General features: G+C 35.4%; 16 protein-coding genes, 3 pseudogenes and 1 other annotated feature. Of the genes and pseudogenes, 9 read left to right on the plus strand and 10 right to left on the minus strand.

Going from position 1 to position 17,448, the window contains the following annotated elements; all coding sequences use genetic code 11:
• Positions 1 to 547: 547 nt before the first annotated feature.
• Positions 548 to 766, plus strand: a binding site (T-box leader).
• Positions 767 to 855: 89 nt separating this feature from the next.
• On the plus strand, positions 856 to 2,118 hold the full coding sequence (tyrS, locus tag BN1082_RS05060) for a tyrosine--tRNA ligase (protein ID WP_090631739.1): 1,263 nt from the start codon (positions 856 to 858) through the stop codon (positions 2,116 to 2,118).
• A 106-nt stretch (positions 2,119 to 2,224) separates the two neighbouring features.
• Here tyrS and BN1082_RS05065 read toward each other — a convergent pair whose 3' ends face one another.
• On the minus strand, positions 2,225 to 2,599 hold the full coding sequence (locus BN1082_RS05065) for a DUF2500 domain-containing protein (protein WP_090631742.1): 375 nt from the start codon (positions 2,597 to 2,599) through the stop codon (positions 2,225 to 2,227).
• A gap of 316 nt (positions 2,600 to 2,915) precedes the next feature.
• On the opposite strand from BN1082_RS05065, the gene BN1082_RS05070 reads away from it, so the two are divergent.
• A complete protein-coding gene (locus BN1082_RS05070) occupies positions 2,916 to 3,218 on the plus strand; it encodes a hypothetical protein (protein ID WP_090631744.1) in 303 nt (100 codons plus the stop codon).
• A gap of 58 nt (positions 3,219 to 3,276) precedes the next feature.
• Here BN1082_RS05070 and BN1082_RS05075 read toward each other — a convergent pair whose 3' ends face one another.
• The gene (locus BN1082_RS05075) at positions 3,277 to 3,801 is read right to left on the minus strand and encodes a DinB family protein (protein WP_090631747.1); all 525 of its coding nucleotides are present in this window, start codon (positions 3,799 to 3,801) and stop codon (positions 3,277 to 3,279) included.
• A 129-nt stretch (positions 3,802 to 3,930) separates the two neighbouring features.
• Here BN1082_RS05075 and BN1082_RS05080 point away from each other — a divergent pair, with 129 nt between their 5' ends.
• The 3 genes from BN1082_RS05080 to BN1082_RS28100 all read left to right on the plus strand — a co-directional run bounded on the left by BN1082_RS05080 (position 3,931) and on the right by BN1082_RS28100 (position 5,272).
• Complete coding sequence (locus BN1082_RS05080; protein ID WP_090631749.1) at positions 3,931 to 4,296, plus strand: hypothetical protein; 366 nt, start codon at positions 3,931 to 3,933, stop codon at positions 4,294 to 4,296.
• 369 nt (positions 4,297 to 4,665) lie between these two features.
• Entirely contained in the window at positions 4,666 to 4,917 is a 252-nt protein-coding gene (locus BN1082_RS28095; RefSeq protein WP_245640319.1) for a hypothetical protein, read from the plus strand.
• Positions 4,901 to 5,272: a hypothetical protein gene (locus tag BN1082_RS28100; protein WP_245640320.1), complete on the plus strand. Its 372-nt coding sequence runs from the start codon at positions 4,901 to 4,903 to the stop codon at positions 5,270 to 5,272. The genes BN1082_RS28095 and BN1082_RS28100 overlap by 17 nt, the downstream gene beginning before the upstream one ends.
• 832 nt (positions 5,273 to 6,104) lie before the next feature.
• On the opposite strand, the pseudogene BN1082_RS05090 reads toward BN1082_RS28100, so the two are convergent.
• From BN1082_RS05090 to BN1082_RS05105, 4 genes and pseudogenes are all read right to left on the minus strand, one after another.
• Positions 6,105 to 6,293: pseudogene (locus BN1082_RS05090) on the minus strand (ABC transporter ATP-binding protein); the annotation flags it as partial.
• A gap of 11 nt (positions 6,294 to 6,304) precedes the next feature.
• A complete protein-coding gene (tatC, locus tag BN1082_RS05095) occupies positions 6,305 to 7,057 on the minus strand; it encodes a twin-arginine translocase subunit TatC (RefSeq protein ID WP_090631752.1) in 753 nt (250 codons plus the stop codon).
• Between the two features lie 71 nt (positions 7,058 to 7,128).
• On the minus strand, positions 7,129 to 7,308 hold the full coding sequence (gene tatA, locus BN1082_RS05100) for a twin-arginine translocase TatA/TatE family subunit (RefSeq protein WP_090631755.1): 180 nt from the start codon (positions 7,306 to 7,308) through the stop codon (positions 7,129 to 7,131).
• 61 nt (positions 7,309 to 7,369) lie between these two features.
• The gene (locus tag BN1082_RS05105) at positions 7,370 to 8,599 is read right to left on the minus strand and encodes a metallophosphoesterase family protein (RefSeq protein WP_090631758.1); all 1,230 of its coding nucleotides are present in this window, start codon (positions 8,597 to 8,599) and stop codon (positions 7,370 to 7,372) included.
• 429 nt (positions 8,600 to 9,028) lie between these two features.
• On the opposite strand from BN1082_RS05105, the gene BN1082_RS05110 reads away from it, so the two are divergent.
• The gene (locus tag BN1082_RS05110; RefSeq protein WP_090631761.1) at positions 9,029 to 9,823 is read left to right on the plus strand and encodes a DeoR/GlpR family DNA-binding transcription regulator; all 795 of its coding nucleotides are present in this window, start codon (positions 9,029 to 9,031) and stop codon (positions 9,821 to 9,823) included.
• Positions 9,824 to 10,114: 291 nt separating this feature from the next.
• Here the strand turns inward: BN1082_RS05110 and BN1082_RS27325 are convergent, their stop codons facing one another.
• Together BN1082_RS27325 and BN1082_RS05120 are read right to left on the minus strand one after the other, a co-directional pair.
• Positions 10,115 to 10,354, minus strand: coding sequence for a hypothetical protein (locus BN1082_RS27325; protein ID WP_090631762.1), 240 nt, complete (start codon positions 10,352 to 10,354; stop codon positions 10,115 to 10,117).
• 73 nt (positions 10,355 to 10,427) lie between these two features.
• Entirely contained in the window at positions 10,428 to 11,219 is a 792-nt protein-coding gene (locus tag BN1082_RS05120; RefSeq protein WP_090631765.1) for a CsxC family protein, read from the minus strand.
• A 1,671-nt stretch (positions 11,220 to 12,890) separates the two neighbouring features.
• Here BN1082_RS05120 and BN1082_RS05130 point away from each other — a divergent pair.
• A complete protein-coding gene (locus tag BN1082_RS05130; RefSeq protein ID WP_090631770.1) occupies positions 12,891 to 13,277 on the plus strand; it encodes a hypothetical protein in 387 nt (128 codons plus the stop codon).
• Between the two features lie 488 nt (positions 13,278 to 13,765).
• On the opposite strand, the gene BN1082_RS05135 is transcribed toward BN1082_RS05130, so the two are convergent.
• Positions 13,766 to 14,893 (minus strand): IS110 family RNA-guided transposase, encoded by a 1,128-nt coding sequence (locus BN1082_RS05135; protein ID WP_090631772.1) that lies wholly within the window; start codon positions 14,891 to 14,893, stop codon positions 13,766 to 13,768.
• 306 nt (positions 14,894 to 15,199) lie between these two features.
• Positions 15,200 to 16,423, minus strand: a pseudogene (locus tag BN1082_RS05140) (IS110 family RNA-guided transposase).
• Between the two features lie 583 nt (positions 16,424 to 17,006).
• Between BN1082_RS05140 and BN1082_RS05145 the strand changes: the two are divergent.
• Both BN1082_RS05145 and BN1082_RS28815 read left to right on the plus strand, forming a co-directional pair.
• The gene (locus tag BN1082_RS05145; protein WP_090631775.1) at positions 17,007 to 17,207 is read left to right on the plus strand and encodes a hypothetical protein; all 201 of its coding nucleotides are present in this window, start codon (positions 17,007 to 17,009) and stop codon (positions 17,205 to 17,207) included.
• A gap of 45 nt (positions 17,208 to 17,252) precedes the next feature.
• Positions 17,253 to 17,416 (plus strand): annotated as a pseudogene (locus tag BN1082_RS28815) (transposase); the annotation flags it as partial.
• Positions 17,417 to 17,448 lie beyond the last annotated feature (32 nt).

Raw genomic sequence — 17,448 nt, forward strand, 5'->3', positions numbered from 1 at the left:
TTCCCGAAAAAAAGAATTTTACCTGATTTCAGAAATGTAGAAGGCCTCTAGTTTCCCGAAAAAAAGAATTATGCCTGACTTCGGGAAAGTAGAAGGCCTCTAGTTTCCTGAAAAAAAGAATTTAGCCTGATTTCGGGAAAGTAGAAGGCCTCTAGTTTCCCGAAAAAAAGAATTTAGCCTGATTTCGGGAAAGTAGAAGGCCTCTAGTTTCCCGAAAAAAAGAATTTAGCCTGATTTCGGGAAAGTAGAAGGCCTCTAGTTTCCCAAAAAATTGAGTTTTGCCTGATATCAGGAAAGTAGAAGGCTTCTAGTTTCCTAAAAATCGCGAGTTGGGTCACTAAAAAAAGAAATAGTACCCGAAGTAAACAAAACATTACCGATTAGGACACTAAAAGATTTTACGCGCCCTAAAACCACAAAAAAGAGGAATGCTCGGTCACGTGTCTGAACTTTTTAGAAAACGAATAACAATTAATTTCCAATAACGTTTATATGTAGTCTTGACAATGTAATTTTAATTCACTATAATTGGCTACAAACTAATATTTCAAGTACATTGAAAGAGTTTAGTAGCAGGTTGTCACTGTTATCTAGAAAGCTGGGGGTTGATGAAACCTAGCACAAACAAACTTGTGAAGTACACTCTGGAGTATCTTAGGTAATGCTAAGCGGATTGGCAATCGATACTATTGCTAAGAGTGGCATGAATGGTCATTGAACTATTTATGCAATTTGGGTGGTAACGCGATTCAAAATCGTCCCTATGTCTACGAATGTAGATAAGGGGCGATTTTTTTTTTACATTCTTACCCACTAAAGGTGAGAAAAATAAACATTTAAAGGAGCTGGAAAGACATGAATATCATTGATGAATTAGAATGGCGCGATGCCATAAACCAACAAACGGATGCAGAAGGATTACGCAAGCTAGTTGAAGAGCAAGAGATCTCCTTGTACTGTGGCGTAGATCCGACTGGTGACAGTATGCATATTGGACATTTAATTCCATTTATGATGATGAAGCGATTCCAATTAGCTGGACATCATCCAGTTATTTTAATTGGAGGAGCTACCGGAACAATCGGTGATCCAAGTGGACGTCAAACAGAAAGATCACTTCAAACTTTAGAACAAGTGCAACATAATGTTGATGCCTTAACAGCGCAAATGAAAAAGCTATTTGACTTTGGTGGAAATAGCAGCGTGAAAATGGTGAATAACTACGATTGGACACATAAAGTAAACATTATTGACTTTTTACGCGATTACGGGAAACACTTTAGTGTCAATAATATGTTGGCTAAAGATATTGTATCAAGCCGTTTAGAAACAGGGATTTCATTTACTGAATTCTCATACCAGATTTTACAATCGATGGACTTCCATCACTTATACAAAGAAGAAGGCGTGCGCCTGCAAATTGGTGGTAGTGACCAATGGGGTAATATTACAGCCGGTATCGACCTTATTCGTAGAAAAGAAGGATCAGAAGCAAAAGTCTTTGGATTAACGATTCCATTACTATTAAAAGCAGATGGTACGAAGTTTGGTAAATCAGCTGGCGGAGCCGTTTGGTTAGATCCTAAGCAAACAACGCCATTTGAATTCTTCCAGTTCTGGGTGAACACCGATGATCGCGATGTTATCAAATACTTGAAATACTTCACTTTCTTAACAAAAGATCGAATTGACGAATTAGCAGTAAAGGTTCAAACAGAGCCTCATAAACGTGAAGCACAAAAAGTGTTAGCTGAAGAAATGACAAATTTTGTTCATGGTGAGCATGCATTAGAGCAAGCCTTAAAAATTACAGAAGCATTATTTAGTGGCGATGTTAAAGCATTAACAGCCGATGAAATTGAACAAGGCTTTAAAAACATGCCAACTTTCCATGCTCCAAAGGAATCAAAAAATATTGTCGATTGGTTAGTGGATTTAGGAATTGAACCTTCTAAACGTCAAGCAAGAGAAGATATTAATAACGGAGCCATTTCAATGAACGGAGACAAAGTAACAGATGTAAATACTGATGTTACAGTAGAAAATTCATTCGATGGAAGATTTATTATTATCCGTAAAGGTAAAAAGAAATACAGCTTAGTGATATTAGGAGAATAAAGTGCATATAATTTCACAGAAAAGGACGGGGCATCCCGTCCTTTTTTATGATATAAACTCCCAGAACTCTCTTAATCCCATATGCTATGAGAAGGCAGCAATGCAATTAACGAATCCCAATATTTTCATTAGACCTAGTAAAGCCAAGATATCTTGTGCCCTGAAATGTAAGTTCTCCATTGTCCCCTTCAACTAACATACCGTATTCAGTATCACTTACCTTGAATTCTATCCGATCTCCACTTTCTACTTCGAAAGTAACAAAATAATCAGTATACGCCCTGTGTTCTCCGCCGCCGTGTACGGATGTCCTTTTTGCAACCACTTTGGAGTTAATGTTTAATTTGGGGGAGTGGTTATTTTTATTCCATTGGGAAATTGATTTTATTAATGTAAACAAAATGACGGAAGTCACGATTACAAATATGGTGCCAATAAAAATAGGAGCGAACTCAAACATAAAATCTCCACCTTCAAGCATGAAACCCCTCCTAAAAACCTTTTTTTCTATATTTTAACATCTGGTATTCTTTATATGTAATTAAATTTTCAAAATTCGGTTAATTGTTCCTCTACCTAAATGTCATCCTTTATTAAAGATTTTTCACATGCAAAAAGGGGGGAAGGCTACATCAGTAAACGTAATCTGGCAAACTTTGCAACGGTATCGTTAGCGTTCAACTTTAATTAGTCCATACCTATCGAAATGGACCACTTATTTAGAATTACAACGCCATTAGGAAATTTATGTTATTCGAAAGGGGCATATTGTATAATTTAGAAGTAGGGGTGATTTTGTGAGGAGTGAAATTCAAGGAAATCGATCTGAGGGTAAACCAGTTATTTTGACTGGGGTTTTAGTGGTTGCTGCTCTGCTGATTTTCTTCATTGCTAGTACAATTAAAAATGTAAATTTGTCGGTTGGAATTGTTTTGTATTCACTTATTGATTTTGGATTTTTAGTGGCAATGATTTTAGGAATCAAAACAAAAAATAAACCCATTGTTATATTTAGCGTGATCGTTAACGGTATATTGTTTCTGACATTGTTAGCTATGATTTATCTGATGGCGATTGCAAACGGTATTTCAGAACCATAAGAGTATAAAAAATGGAGCAGTTATTCTGCTCCGTTTATATTTTTGCCAGGTCCAAACTCTATCTATTTAATATCCCTAAGTATTCTTTCCATGGTCCTACGTCTACCCTATATCTCTCCGCCATTACCCGAACAATTTGGGCAATGTGTGTTAAATCATGAACAACCCACGTAGAGAGCAATTCTCTTACTTTGACGATACCGAAAGAAGGGTGTGCTCCCGTTAATTCAAGATGGTAATCAGGATCAATAAGAGCTTTCAGTTTGGCTATATTTTCTGTTCGAATCATTTTAAATTCATGCAGCTTGTGCTCAATCGACTTTTCAGCCCGTTCATTAAAGTGCGAATAACGATCAAAGGGAGGAAATGGTTTCCGTTCACCTTCCTGAAGTATCATTACTAACCTTGGAATCCAGTTATTCTTTTCACCCTCAATGAGGTGCTCAATCACTTCAATGGCATTCCAGGTTCCTTCGCCTTCATTAGATTGCAACCATCCAGCGGGCAAACCGGATAAAAAATACTCCAATGTTTGTGGCGTACGTTCCAGAATCTCAATCGCTTCTTCCATATTAAAATTCATACAACTACTCCTTTCCTTAGAAAAATCATTTTCTACTAAAATAAGGTCCCAACCAACCCCATATTCTCCTCTAGGATCTTAGGATATTACACTCCCTAATATGAAATGCTAATTTTTAGGGGGGATTGTATGAAGTTCAATATTTGTATTACAGGGATCGTTTTCATTTTAATGTTTATTCTAGGATTTGAATATAAAGAACAGGTCCAGGTCTCGATAGTTTCAACCTCTATCACAGAACAGGGCTTGCGGTATGATATCAAATTAACTTGTACTCATTGTAATGAACAATTGAAAAAGAACTTACATATAAAAGTGAGTCCAGGAGCTGATTTAAGAAAATTAATGAAAACGAATGGGGGAGAGCTGGTTTTACTAAATGAATCAAAATATTTAATTGAAGATACAGGTAAGTATCATTTAGCATACAAAATGAAAAAAAGCGCCAATGAAAATGAAGCCATCTTCTTTCCAAATATGCAACCTTACATGTGATAGTCGGTAAAAGAACTATTCAAAAAGTGTCTTTGAAGAAATATAGAATCAAAACATTGCCTTATTAACGAAGTTATAACTCCATATTTACAGAGATGAAGGTCCAAGATATGGCCGGCCCCCACCAAATAAAAAAGCGTTCTTAACATAATAAAGGGTTCCGTTTTAGGGTGCATATTGATCAAATGACATTGAAAATGGCGAGTGAATTGACACTCGCCATTTTACTTTATTACCTGGGCTTTTCACTTATTTGGAAGAGGTTTGACAACAAAATTCCTCAAGAAAGGAGCAATCTACTCTTTCTTTGTCTCGTATCGCTGGGCGATATAGATTGCAACACCCACTGTTCGAAAGTATGGCCAAATCTTGGAGCGGAATGGATATGAATTTTTAAAAGATTGCGGTCGGCGTATTTTTGTTCAATCAGACATCGGAGCGCTTATAGCGTTACGCGATACGGACAAGCCACTAGACGATACAGCTAAAGACCTTGTGAATCAACAAAAGGAAAGATTAGAAGAATCCAATAAAACAGAGATTGCGATACCCGATACATATATGAAATTTACCCCAAGGCCCCAATCAATTAAAAGAGATTTTAATGTTTTTAGTCAATGAACTCGCAGCCACGCGTGAAATGAATGTCCAACTGACAAATGATATGTCTGATCTTAAAATAACGGTTTCTCGGCTCAAGCAAGATCATCATGTTATAAGTTCTAGTATTGGAAATTCAACTCAAAAAACACATGCTAAAATTGAAAAATTAACAGAACAACAAAATACCAATTACGAAACATTGCTGAAACTAGAAAAACAAAAAAGTGAACTCTTACAAAAGGAATTACAAAATATGCGGGACGAACAGAAAAAAGAATGGAGTTCACAAAATGATTTTAATAAACGATTAGAAGAAGCGATACAAAAGCCTAAAGAAAAACGGGGAGGGCTTTTCTCTATATTCCGAAAATAAAGTGGTTGAGATCCTCAATTCAAAACAAGAGTCATCCTTTACAGAGTTCCACAAGAAAGGGGCGTATCAACCCTTTTTTTGATTCGTATCGGTTGGCGATATAACTTGCAAATAAATCCCCAGAACCATCATCTTTATGAAAGGGGATTCCGATAAGCGATATGATATACATCGGAATGAATGAGCATTCTCTTACAAGGAAGTGGAAAAAGGAGGAGGGGCTCAACACGCGCTGTCAGAGAGTACGGACAAAACTTAGGGTGAAATGGATATGAGTTTTAAAAGATGAAGATTGGCTTATCATTGTTCAATCAGATATCGAAGCGCTTATAGCGTTACGCGATACGGACAAGCCACTAGACGATTCACTAAAAACCTTGTGTATCTACAAAAAAGAAAGATTAGAAGTACCAATGAAACATAGATTGCGATACCCGATACACATGAAAATATACCCCTCGACCCTATTCCCTCTTTACGATATTTAAGTAGTAAATTAGAGTTAATGATTATTTAAACCTTAGGAAACCAATTAAAAAGGAGAAATTCCTTTGTTCTGAATATTAGGATTCACTATTTTTCAAATTTCAACAAATTCCCGGGAAATATCTACAAATTATGAGTAGATTTCGACAAAAATTGAAGCATTTAAATAACTATAAACTCAGATTCATTTTTTGTGAAATTGCAAATGGTGTTAGGTGATTATATAGGTAACAATAATAAAAGAAACAAATAGTCCTTCTCTATTCCATTAAAGGGCCATATTGTTGAATAAAGATAAAATTGGCTCTCCCCCTTTTTTAGGAGCGAGCCGATTTTTGTATTATGACTATACTTGTAATTCAAATTGCTTAGAGTATAGATGTGCATATGCACCATTTCGTGCTAGTAACTCAATGTGCGAGCCTTGTTCAGCAATTCCATCCTCCGTTAATACTACAATTCGCTCTGCACTGCGGATCGTGGAAAGGCGATGGGCAATGACGATGGTTGTACGTCCTTTTGCTAACAATTCTAGTTCTTATTTGTTTATGATGTTTTTTTCATTGGAATAATATTATTATCTGATTGTTGCTTTTTGGTTTTTTTTCGATAAACGATTTTAGACAATGTAACACTAAATTCATATAAAACCAATAGTGGTATGAGAACTAATATTTGTGACATAAAATCAGGTGGAGTTATGGCAGCAGATATAATGGTTAGTAAAAAGTAAGATATCTTTCTAGCTTTAGATAAAAGCCTTGGATTAATGACACCAATTGAGGTAAGGAACATAGCAATGAGCGGTATTTCAAATAACAATCCAAACGGCAGTGTTAAGTTTATTATGAATTTAAAATACTTTTCGGCCGTAAACATGGTTTCAAACTGGCCTTTAGATAAGGATAATAAAAAATTAAGAACAATTGGATACAAGACAAAATAACCGAATGAAAGTCCTGTTATAAACAAAGTAAAAAATCCCGGAATGTAGGCTAATGTTATTTTTCGTTCTTTTTTAGTTAGTCCTGGTTTTACAAATAACCACGCTTGATACGCAGCAATCGGGATGGTAAGTGCGAACGCACTCACTCCTGCAATCATAAAATATATACTAAGGATGTCAGATGGTCCTAATACAGCTAATTCATGATTAAGGTCACGAATAAGCCAATTAAAAATGTCCTTCACAAAAATGAATGATCCAAATAAAAAAACGATAAAAGCGAGTAATGTAATGATTATTCGCTTCCTTAATTCTCCAAGGTGATGAACAAAAGTTAACTCTTGATTTTTCATATTAGGCTCTCCCTTTTTCCTTTTAGAAATAAGAGGAAGATGTAAGCTTTGAACTTACATCTTCTACACTTTTACTTAGATTGACCACTATCCTCTTTTTCCTCTGACAGTATTTCCTTTGTTGAGCTTTTAAATTCTCTTAATGTATTACCAAATGCACGCCCAATTTCAGGTAATTTAGATGGCCCAAAAATGATAAGAGCAATAATTAATATTAATATTAAACCAGGTACTCCTATATTTTGTAACATGATGGTACCTCCATGAAAAATATTTTTATACTATTGATACGGATAAGATGAACAACATTTATTATTTCTCCACTTTTTCTTTTTCTTTTTCTTTTCCTCCATTATTTAATGGTAAAGGATCCATACTTTGATCGTTCGCTGTTAAATCAATTCCATAGTCCTTAGCGAAAACCATATGGGTTTCTACAAGAACACCTTCTTTATTTTCATCTAAATTGAATACTCTCGCTCCACGAAGTCTGTTTCTATCAGCACCAGGAAGACCGTACGTTCCAAAACCTGTGTTACCAGCATAACCTAGCAAAATTCCATAATAGTTGCCATAATAGGTGTTTGTATGATCATGTCCGCAAAAAACGCCCTTAACGTCTCCTCTATCTAACATAGCTGTAAACAAACCACTGTTAATTGGTCCTGGACATTCATCTTCATTTCTTTCTCCTACTATTTTATGCCTTGCCATTGCAAGCTCATGGCTTGCTTGTGTTCTTAGGTCTACGCCTCCATACCACATAAAACGATGTTCCCATAGAGGGATATGAATGAACACAAGTGAAGGGACTTTATAACCATACTGCTTCTCAAGTTTTTTTGATTTCTCATAATACCAATTCACTTGATTAAAACGAAGCCAGTCCCAAGTAGGGTATCCTTTAAAATCTTGTCCAGCTATTTGTGCTGGTGCATATCTTCCACTATCAAGAAGCCAGAGGTTGAATGCTGCTTTATTGCCTTTTGATTTTCTTATTAAGATGTTCGTGTTTCCTGATCCAGTAAGGCCCGGTTCTCCAGGTTCATTCAAATTATATTTGTACGTACTATAGAACTTCAGCATGTCATTCTCATACATTCCAGTCCTAGGTGAAGAATCTTCGTCATGATTTCCAAATGTAATTGCCCATTTAATTCCTCTTTTTTCCATTGGTTGAGCTACATTATTTAAGGCTTGTTTCATCTTTAATTCCGTATCCATGCAACATTCAATATTGTCACCGTTAAGAACAACAAAATCAGGCTTCTCTGTGTCAAGAACTTTCTCCATAAGTTCAATTGTTCTGCGATCAATTCGTTCATCATCTTGAGTATCGTTAAATTGTACAACTTTAAACTTGCCATCTGAGTTAAATTGAAGCTTAGCATTTTCATTTTCTAATTCATCAGCATGTGCTTTATTAGTCAACAAATCACCCGGCAAACCAGTAGAAGCAAGTGTTAACGCAAGCGTACTCATTCCTCCTATTTTTATAAAACTCCTTCTGTCTAACCCTTTGCTTTGATCCTGATTACTCATGAACATTACCTCCAAATTTTTTAAATTTTTTAGAGCCTAGCAATCGAAAAGAGAGAAAATAGGGGAAAAAGGTTTATACAGTTTTAAGTACAAGCAATCATTATTTAAGAACTGCCGCCATTATCCCTGTAATCTACATTTCCATCGTAGAATAAAAATATTGATAGAATATTAATTATGCTAGAAATATATGTAAAAAAAACAAAACAAAATAGCCAAAGAAAAGGACGAAATAGCCTTAATAAGAAAAACATTCAGATTATTTATAGTAGAAAAGATAGATGAAAAAGATGTTTTTTGGTTTTGTTTTCTTCTCCATTTTTGATAAATTTACAAAACTTAACATTTCATTAGGCTTTTTTTTATATTCAATTCTTATAATTAAATAAAACAAACAAATTCAAATGATGGAGGCATTGGAAGTATTGTATGAATAAACATTTAATAACAGAAAGGTATAGAGTAATAATTAAAGAACTTGAGATAAAAAGTAAAGTTAATGTAGTGGATTTGGCAATAAAATTAAACGTAACACCAGAAACGATTCGAAAAGATCTAAGCGCGCTTGAGGAGAAAAAGAAATTACGTAGAATTCACGGTGGGGCTATTCGATGTTTTGGTTTGATTAAAGAACCTCATTTTAATAAAAAAATCGGCATCTCTCATAATCAAAAAAAAATGATAGGGGAAGTTGCGGCAACTTTTATTATGGATGGAGAAACAGTTGCTCTAGATGTAGGATCAACAACCTTACATATTGCGAGTTCCATTGAAAATGTAAAAAATATCACGATTGTGACCAACTCATTAGCAGCAGCCGAAATCTTAAATAATCGATTAGAAAGCCAACTATTTGATGGCAAAGTAATTGTACTTGGAGGGACAACTAATCCACTGCAACGTTCAATCAGTGGACCATTAACCAATCTGTTATTAGAACACTTTTATTTTGATAAAGCGTTTATTTCATGTGGAGGAATTAGCAAAGATGGAATATGTGATTTCGATATAGATGAAGCAACTGCATCTACTATTATGATGAAAAGATCAAGAAGTGTTTATGTTGTAACTGATTCTTCCAAGATTAATCAGAAGGCTCTTTTTCATATAGGGTCATTCTCATCAATTGATTGTGTTATTTCAGATCAAGAAATGCCCGTTGATTGGTCTAAAGATGCTATGATTAGAAACCTAAAATGGATTAAAGCAGGTGACATGAATTAAATATTGATTACCATGTCGTCATAAAGAGGATCCTTATTCATTTATATACTTAGAAAAAACCTAGTATGTGCAGTTTCAAAAGTGAACGAAAGGGCGCGTTTCCAGAGTATGGATCTGCGCCTTTTTTTGCATGAAAGGGCCAGATTGTTGAATAACATTATTAATTGTTTCGTGAAGATTGTGAAGAAATGTACTTAAGCTAACTGGCAGGTTAGTGGAAGAAGGACTATTTTTATGGACTAAAAAAAGCTAAGATTTAATCCCCTAGCTTTTTGTGCGTAAGAATATCATTTAAATAAATCGAACATCTCTATAAATAAAATCACCGTTTGGACTTGTTACATAATCAAAACAGATTAACTGAAAAGGAATACTGTCTTTTGTTTGAATTGAACCTAATATTTTAATCCCATTTTCAAAAAATATTTCTTCTACTTGTTGAAGAGTTTTACCTTCTTCAGAAAAATTTAATTCGTTTATGATTTTTTCTTTATCCTGTGTATCTTTTAGGACTATTTGAGTGTTATACAAGGATTGAATTGGAGGAAATGCTCTGTTTACAAGAAACAGAACCCTTTTTCTTACATATGCTGAAGAACATCCATTACATAGGAGGAGTAAGACCAGTAAGCACAGGAACGACTGAAGTTGCAGTAATTGCAAGTTGCTGAGTTTGTAATACTTTTACAGTAAGTTCCAGGACGAGTTTTTCAGTCAACGTGGAAAAAGTTGCCTCAGGTGCTGGTTCCGGTGACGCAAAATCAAGTTCAAAGAAGTTTGCGGCTACTAACTCACCAAATGGCTGTTCATTGAATTTGACAAGATTGTTGAAGAAAAATTTATCCAAGCGAGCATTTAAGTTGTTTGCATCACTAAGGAAACTAGACTCGGAACTTTCATTAATACCTAAGATTGGTAGATTTATGAGCGTTCCAGCAGCTGTACTAAGTTCTGTAAAGCCAGTGAATGGAATATCGACAATTTTATCTAAAAGTGAGTTAGTACATCCACCCCCAGGACTAAAAATAGCAAATTCAATATCTTTTCGAATATGCCCTGCGATAAATAATTTAGCTGCTGAAAAGGTAAAAAAGTCAGTGGTGCCAACACGTGCAAATGGTGCAACCGGAACAATTTTCACTTGATCGAGAAATACATTTTTTTTCACTCTTTTAATTTCAATTGCTATAGCTCCAAGGGCAATTGTTGCCTCTATAGGAATTTGGATTGTTGGCTCTGCTAGTACAACAGGAACTTTAATCCTAGTAACAGTTGGTCCAGCTGCTACTGGGGTATTTGCACTGGTAAATGAACTTAGTGGTGTTGGTGTTACTGGACAAGGACCTGGGGGATCGGATTGACTTGCTTGATTGGGTTGAAGATTATCACATCTCAAAATAAACACCTCGTTTCAATTTAATTTTTTTAGGTTTTACATTGTTAAAGTATTCTTTGTACAAGTTAAAGAATGGACAAGTATAATAGTCATTAACATATTTTTATAGAAATAGGCTTTTTGGGCGAGCAGCCAGGTCAAACGGAACAACCAAAAGAGAAAGAAACGATTAATAGAGAACTGATAGCCACTACAATCCAAGAGAAAACACGGCATGGTATCCTTACTGTTCTATCATTTTACATATCACTTATCACAATTAAATGGACTCGAGTAAAGTCAAGAATTGTGAAGAATTGTACTTAAACAAACGGGTGCAAGAGTTGCAGATAAAACTGTCATTTTGGCAGCTTTTCTTATTGCACTAAAGGGCAGTATAGTTCAATAAACATTCACATTTTATTTATCTGAAGTGAAAGCTAATAAGTTAATATTTAGGTAAAATTGAGTTAAAATCATTAAATATTGAGATGTGATTAAATTGAAAATTTTATATAGAAGTATATCTGGTTTTGTTTTAAATATTGTAATGTTTATATTTTGTAAAGTTGCTTTAAATTATTTTGTTACCCATACAAATATAAAAATTGACCCAAAAAGCACATTGTTACTAACGATGTTGCTTTACCTCTTTTTCGGTCTTGGATTGTTAACTGGTCTATTCATACCAAAGTGGCAACGACGTTTTCATCAATTAAAGTCTTGAAGATTAATACTAATCTAACTGGCAGAATAGTTGAATAAGGAATTACGTTGAAATAGCTTATAAAGGTGGGTTGCGAGTTAGTGAAGATAATATTTGAGTTAATACGAATAGCTTTTATTTTAGTGGTTTTTGTATTTTTTGAATTATTCTTAGGGAGTTTTTTACATTTTATTTACTCAAAACTAGTTGTTAACATTGATTATGGAAATGGATATGGATTGATGGTTCAAGCAGCTATTCTAATTTTATTTTTTGTTCTATATAAGAACGAATTACAATTTAGTGGATGGGGATGGTCTACGTGGTTTATTGGGAAAAGTAGAAAAAAACTCTCAAAAAAAGTATCAAAATTACTTATTTTCACATCAATAGTGTTATTAATATTACCTCCGATATTAAGCCTCTTCTTCCACTAACTAGGTGCTTGAGTTCAAGTAAGTAAAGCTGTTGCGGCAGCCTTTTTCTTATTCGACTAACTGGCAGGTTAATTCAAAAAGGATAAATTATAAAACAAGAAGAATATGTTATAAAAAGTGTTCGGTATCGTGTCTTAGAAGGGAGAATTATACAAAATGAATGGAAAAAAATTCGATATTATATGGAATATTATCATACTTGTCTTAATTTGGGGAATTGGATTGTATAATGTGTTTGTAAAAAATGATCAAATAATGATTATTATAATGCTGCTATCTACCTATTTGTTATTTAGAAAACCAAAGAAGAAATCGTAAGTTAATTATTATGTCCTGTTTAACCAACTGGGGCGTCAATCCAAGAAGGATTAATGTTCTTTTTTGTAAAACTTATTAAGCTAACGGGGGCGTTTCTACAATAAGTGGAGATGCTTTTTCTTATTAAAGTAACGGGGCAGGTTACTTGAAGAAGGATTATGGAAAAAAATGTAGAATTCATATACTTCAAACGTATGATTAGAAAGATGTGAATTTAAAGGAGTCCTAAAAATGAAGAAACCTTTAGGCGTTTTATTAATTAGTTATTTTTATATCTTTGGTGCAATTGTCTTATTATTTACTGCTGTTTTTTATAATGCTGATGCTAATTCCATTGGTATAGCTGGAAGGTTTGGAATGCCCAATGTACCTGAACGACTTATGAGACTAATAGTTACTTTATTTTCACTGGCTATGGTGTATGGGTATATAAGACTTAAAAAATGGGGCTTTTGGGTAATGGTAATCTATTCGGTGTTTTTTGGATCAATAAGTTCTTCATTGATATCAAGTCAATCCCAAAAGCTATTTATTGGTAATTTTATTTGGTCAATTATTGTTTTGGCTTATACAATTTATGTGAAAAAGGCATTTTTTAAAACTGGTGTTAATCATTAGAAGACTGTTATTTTTCTACATATTTTACAATTCCTTATTCAACTGATATGAACGAAACTGTCAACCCACCACACCCAAATGTTTTTAAATGGTGTTTTATTCAGTATGAATAGAGTTATCCCTTGTTCAACTTATTGACCAAATATCCTTTCGGATTTAGCTTGTCAAGGGCGTACTTTCCCTTGATAAGCTAAATCCGAAATGGATACAATGCAGAAAGTTGAACAGGATAACCTTAAAAACTTGGCACGAAGGCAAAAACGCTGACGGTGGTATACAAACTGATATGCGTGGGTTGGGTACCACATTTCACTCCATCCGTCACGGAGCTGCCTCGGACTAACGGCGCACATTCGGTTCATAGACCTAGTGCATAGTTCAACATGAGGGTTCTCCTTCACGGGGATTTGCCTTCGTACCAAATCTTCAATCTTAAAACTAATCATAAATATAGAATATAGAAATTACGAATTACATCTTCAATCTAGTTAAGAAACTTTTAATTCACTTATTTGTTTATCCTCAATAGCGCAACCGATAGCCCAAATAAAGCCAAGTAATTCTCTTGCGACAGCTACAACAGCTATTTTTCCACCTTTTCCTTTAGCAGAGATACGGTGATATTTCATATGAAGACGGTGTTGAGCATTCCAAGCAATACGTTTTGCCTCTTTATTTTGACCTTCTTGGCGTTTAAGCAATTCACCTTTAAGAGATGGTCGATGCCGATAAGACCAACAAACTTCTACTATCGAACGACGGATTTGAGAGTTTCCCGTTTTCGTAATTGAACCTTGCCAACGACTTGATCCACTAGAGTATTCTTTAGGAACAAGTCCAGCATATGACATCAATTGTCTTGGGTTAGAAAAACGAGAAAACTGTCCAATTTCAGCTACCAAGGTAACGGCAGTTACTTCTGCAACCCCTCTTAATGTTTGTAGTGCTTGAATAACAGGGGCGTGTTCACTTTGAAGTGCTTCTTCATGGATTTGAACTTCAATTCTTTTCATACGATCTTCTACTTCGTTGATTGTATGGAGATATTCTTGAAAAACAATGGATTGAGCAGCTCTTTTAAATGTTAATCGTTTTAACCATTCACGATGTTTTACTGACCAATTTCGTACCCCTTTAGGGGGACGCATTTCATGGCGAAGTAAGAAGTGAACAAGTCTCTGACGAGAACATTGTAGATCCTCACGAGTATCATTACGTGCTCGAACTAAGTCTCTTAATGCTTCATGTTCTTCATCAGGAACCCATACAGAAGTAAGCTCTCCAGCACGAAGTAGCTGAGCTAATCTAATAGAATCTCTTTTATCTGTTTTGACACGGTCTCCAGAACGTTTAGGAATAAGAGAGGGTGCTACAACCATACATTCAATGTCCATTGATAGAAGTAACCGGTAAATTCCATAACCTGTAGATCCTGCTTCATAACACACAAGTAGGTTTTCAGGATTTCCTAATTTTTTCATTAACTTGCGAATTTCTTCTGGTTTATTTTGAATAGTTCCATGAAATCTAGGTTCACTTCGACCAGGATCAGCAATTGAAACAGCAATTGCATTTTTAGATACGTCTAAACCAACATATTTTTGTACATCCTTCATAATATACGGCTCCTTTTCGTGTGTAGCTCTACACTTGGTTTTATTTTTGGGTAGTAACATTATGACCAAGTGCAACCTACGTTAAGCGATGGGAGCCGTTTCGTTCATTATGACTAACGGGTGCTTTAGTTATACAACAAATGGCTGCTTCGGCAATCTTTTTCGTTACCGTTATTTAACTACCATGAAAATTAACTTCTGTAATTCACAGAAAAAGGCAATACTAAAGAGGACGCAGCTCATTCGCTTTTTAAAAAAAGGGGAGAGCGCCAATTACATGGATTTATGGTAATAAAGTGGACTGGATTAAGAGACTTTAGGTTCTTCTAACGTAACGGTGTATCCTAAGCTTTCGAGTCGGATCAGAGAATGTCGAACAATTGATTGTTGTCTCTGCTTATCAAAGTAGTCTTCGCCCAAGTCTACATACATTTCTTTTCGAGTTAAGAGATAATAAGATATACGTAATATTGCGTGAGCGACTACAATACCAGCACGTTTCTTACCCTTTCGGGATGCTGTACGCCTATACAGTGCTCCAAGATAGTTTTTGGATCCTCTGACTGAATGAGCTGCTTCGGTTAACGCCGATCTTAAATACTTATTTCCTTTTTTAGTTTTTGCTGATTTTCTTTTTCCTGCACTTTCGTTTTGCCCAGGAACTAATCCTGCCTAAGAACACATATGAGCCGCAGTGGGGAATTGTTTCTTCACATCAGTCCCAATTTCAGATAATATTTGTTCAGCCATTCTGGTCGCTATACCTGGAATCGAATCTAATCGTGCTATATCTTCTTGATGAGAACTGACTCTGTTCGCAACTTCCTTATCAAGCATCTCGATTTGCTCAGTTAAAAAGTCAATATGACCTAAAATGGTTTTTAACATAAGGCGTTGATGTGAACTTATATAGCCTTTTAGGGCGAGTTCCAATTCTTCTTTCTTCTTTTTCATAGTGCGGCGTGCGAAATTTGCTAGTTTTTCAGGATCCTCTTCACCGTCGGCAATGGCATCCGGCATATCTCGTGCTGAAACACCCATCACATCTGAAACAACAGATCCCAATTTAATGTTTGCTCCTTCTAACACCTTCTGGATTCGGTTATGTTGTCTAGCTCGTTCTTCGATAATACTTCGGCGATAGCGAACTAGCTCACGTAGTTCACGTTGATTTCGATCTGGAATGTAACTTGCTTTGAGTAGCCCATGGCGAAGAAGTTTGGCAATCCATTCTGCATCTTTCACATCTGTTTTACGTCCTGGAACAGCCTTCATGTGTTGAGCATTCACAACCAAAAACTCAATATCTTCAGCCTCAAGCAAATTAACAATTGGCTTCCAATATACACTCGTACTTTCCATGGCAACATGGGTACAATTATGCTGTTTAATCCAGTCGACCAACTGTAATAGAAAAACAGTTTTAGTAGAAAATGCTTGAATCTCCTTTCTTTCTGGTGTCACTATACAGGCAGTAATATTGTCCTTATGGACATCCATACCGCATGCTCTTTCAATGACTATATCCATTGAAATCATCCTTTCTACGGCAATCGTAATAATTAGAGGCTGGTGCAGCAACCAGAATAGGATTAATCTACCATGTGTGCTTCCCGTAAGGGAGCGACAGTCAGTGGTGCACCGTGGTCGGTGGAGTCAGACTAAAGGATGGGCTCTAACGCACCATAGTTGATCGACCTTCCTCTCCCAGCCGTAGAATCAGTATTGACGGTTCCAACCCATTTTCATTCTCTGTGGTGAAGCACTGGTTTTTGCGCTTCATGGATGGCTAAAGGGTGCTTTCGTTGAAAAAATCGGGTTGCAGCGGCAGCCCTTTTTCTTGTTCCACTAGTGGGAGTAAAGACTTACGTTCCCCTATAATATGGATATTCCGTTAGACAAAGAGTATGACAATTCCTTTTTTAAATATGGTAATTTGTCCATTATAAACATTTTTCGACTTTTTATGACATTAATGGACAGAAACTCATATTGACATTCGAATAGTAATTATGGGGATATAGTTGTTGGGGTATACATCTTGTAAAAATTTAGTAATAAATGAAACCCATTAACCTATACCCGAAATACCTACTAACTGTAAAATGGAGGTTTGGGAAAAGGAAGCGCAACTAGCAAAAAAAATAAGGAAACTTTACAACTATTTGAAGAGAATACAAGTGGTTTAGGTATGGCTATGGATCATCAATATAATTTATACAGAAGTGAAGTTTATATTGATGAAGAAAAAGATGCTTTTGCTTATATAAGTAGATATCATGTTCAATGGGTTTATGAAGATGGAAAGAAATAAGTACATAAAAATACGATTCAGTTTTATGCAGAAGATAAATCAACACATGTCCATATTCGAACTACAATCGTTTTAGAACGCTTAAACTCCGAGATCAGAAGAAGGGAGAGCATCATACGTTTTTTTCTAATACGGACTCCGCTGTCCGCCTGTTAGGGGCGGTTCTTATAGATTGTGACGAGTCAATGGAAACTGGCAACAAAAGATAATTTTTAGGGATAAAGATTGATAGTTTTGAGGA

Source organism: Neobacillus massiliamazoniensis, from assembly GCF_001048695.1.
GTDB classification, from domain to species: domain Bacteria; phylum Bacillota; class Bacilli; order Bacillales; family Cytobacillaceae; genus Neobacillus; species Neobacillus massiliamazoniensis.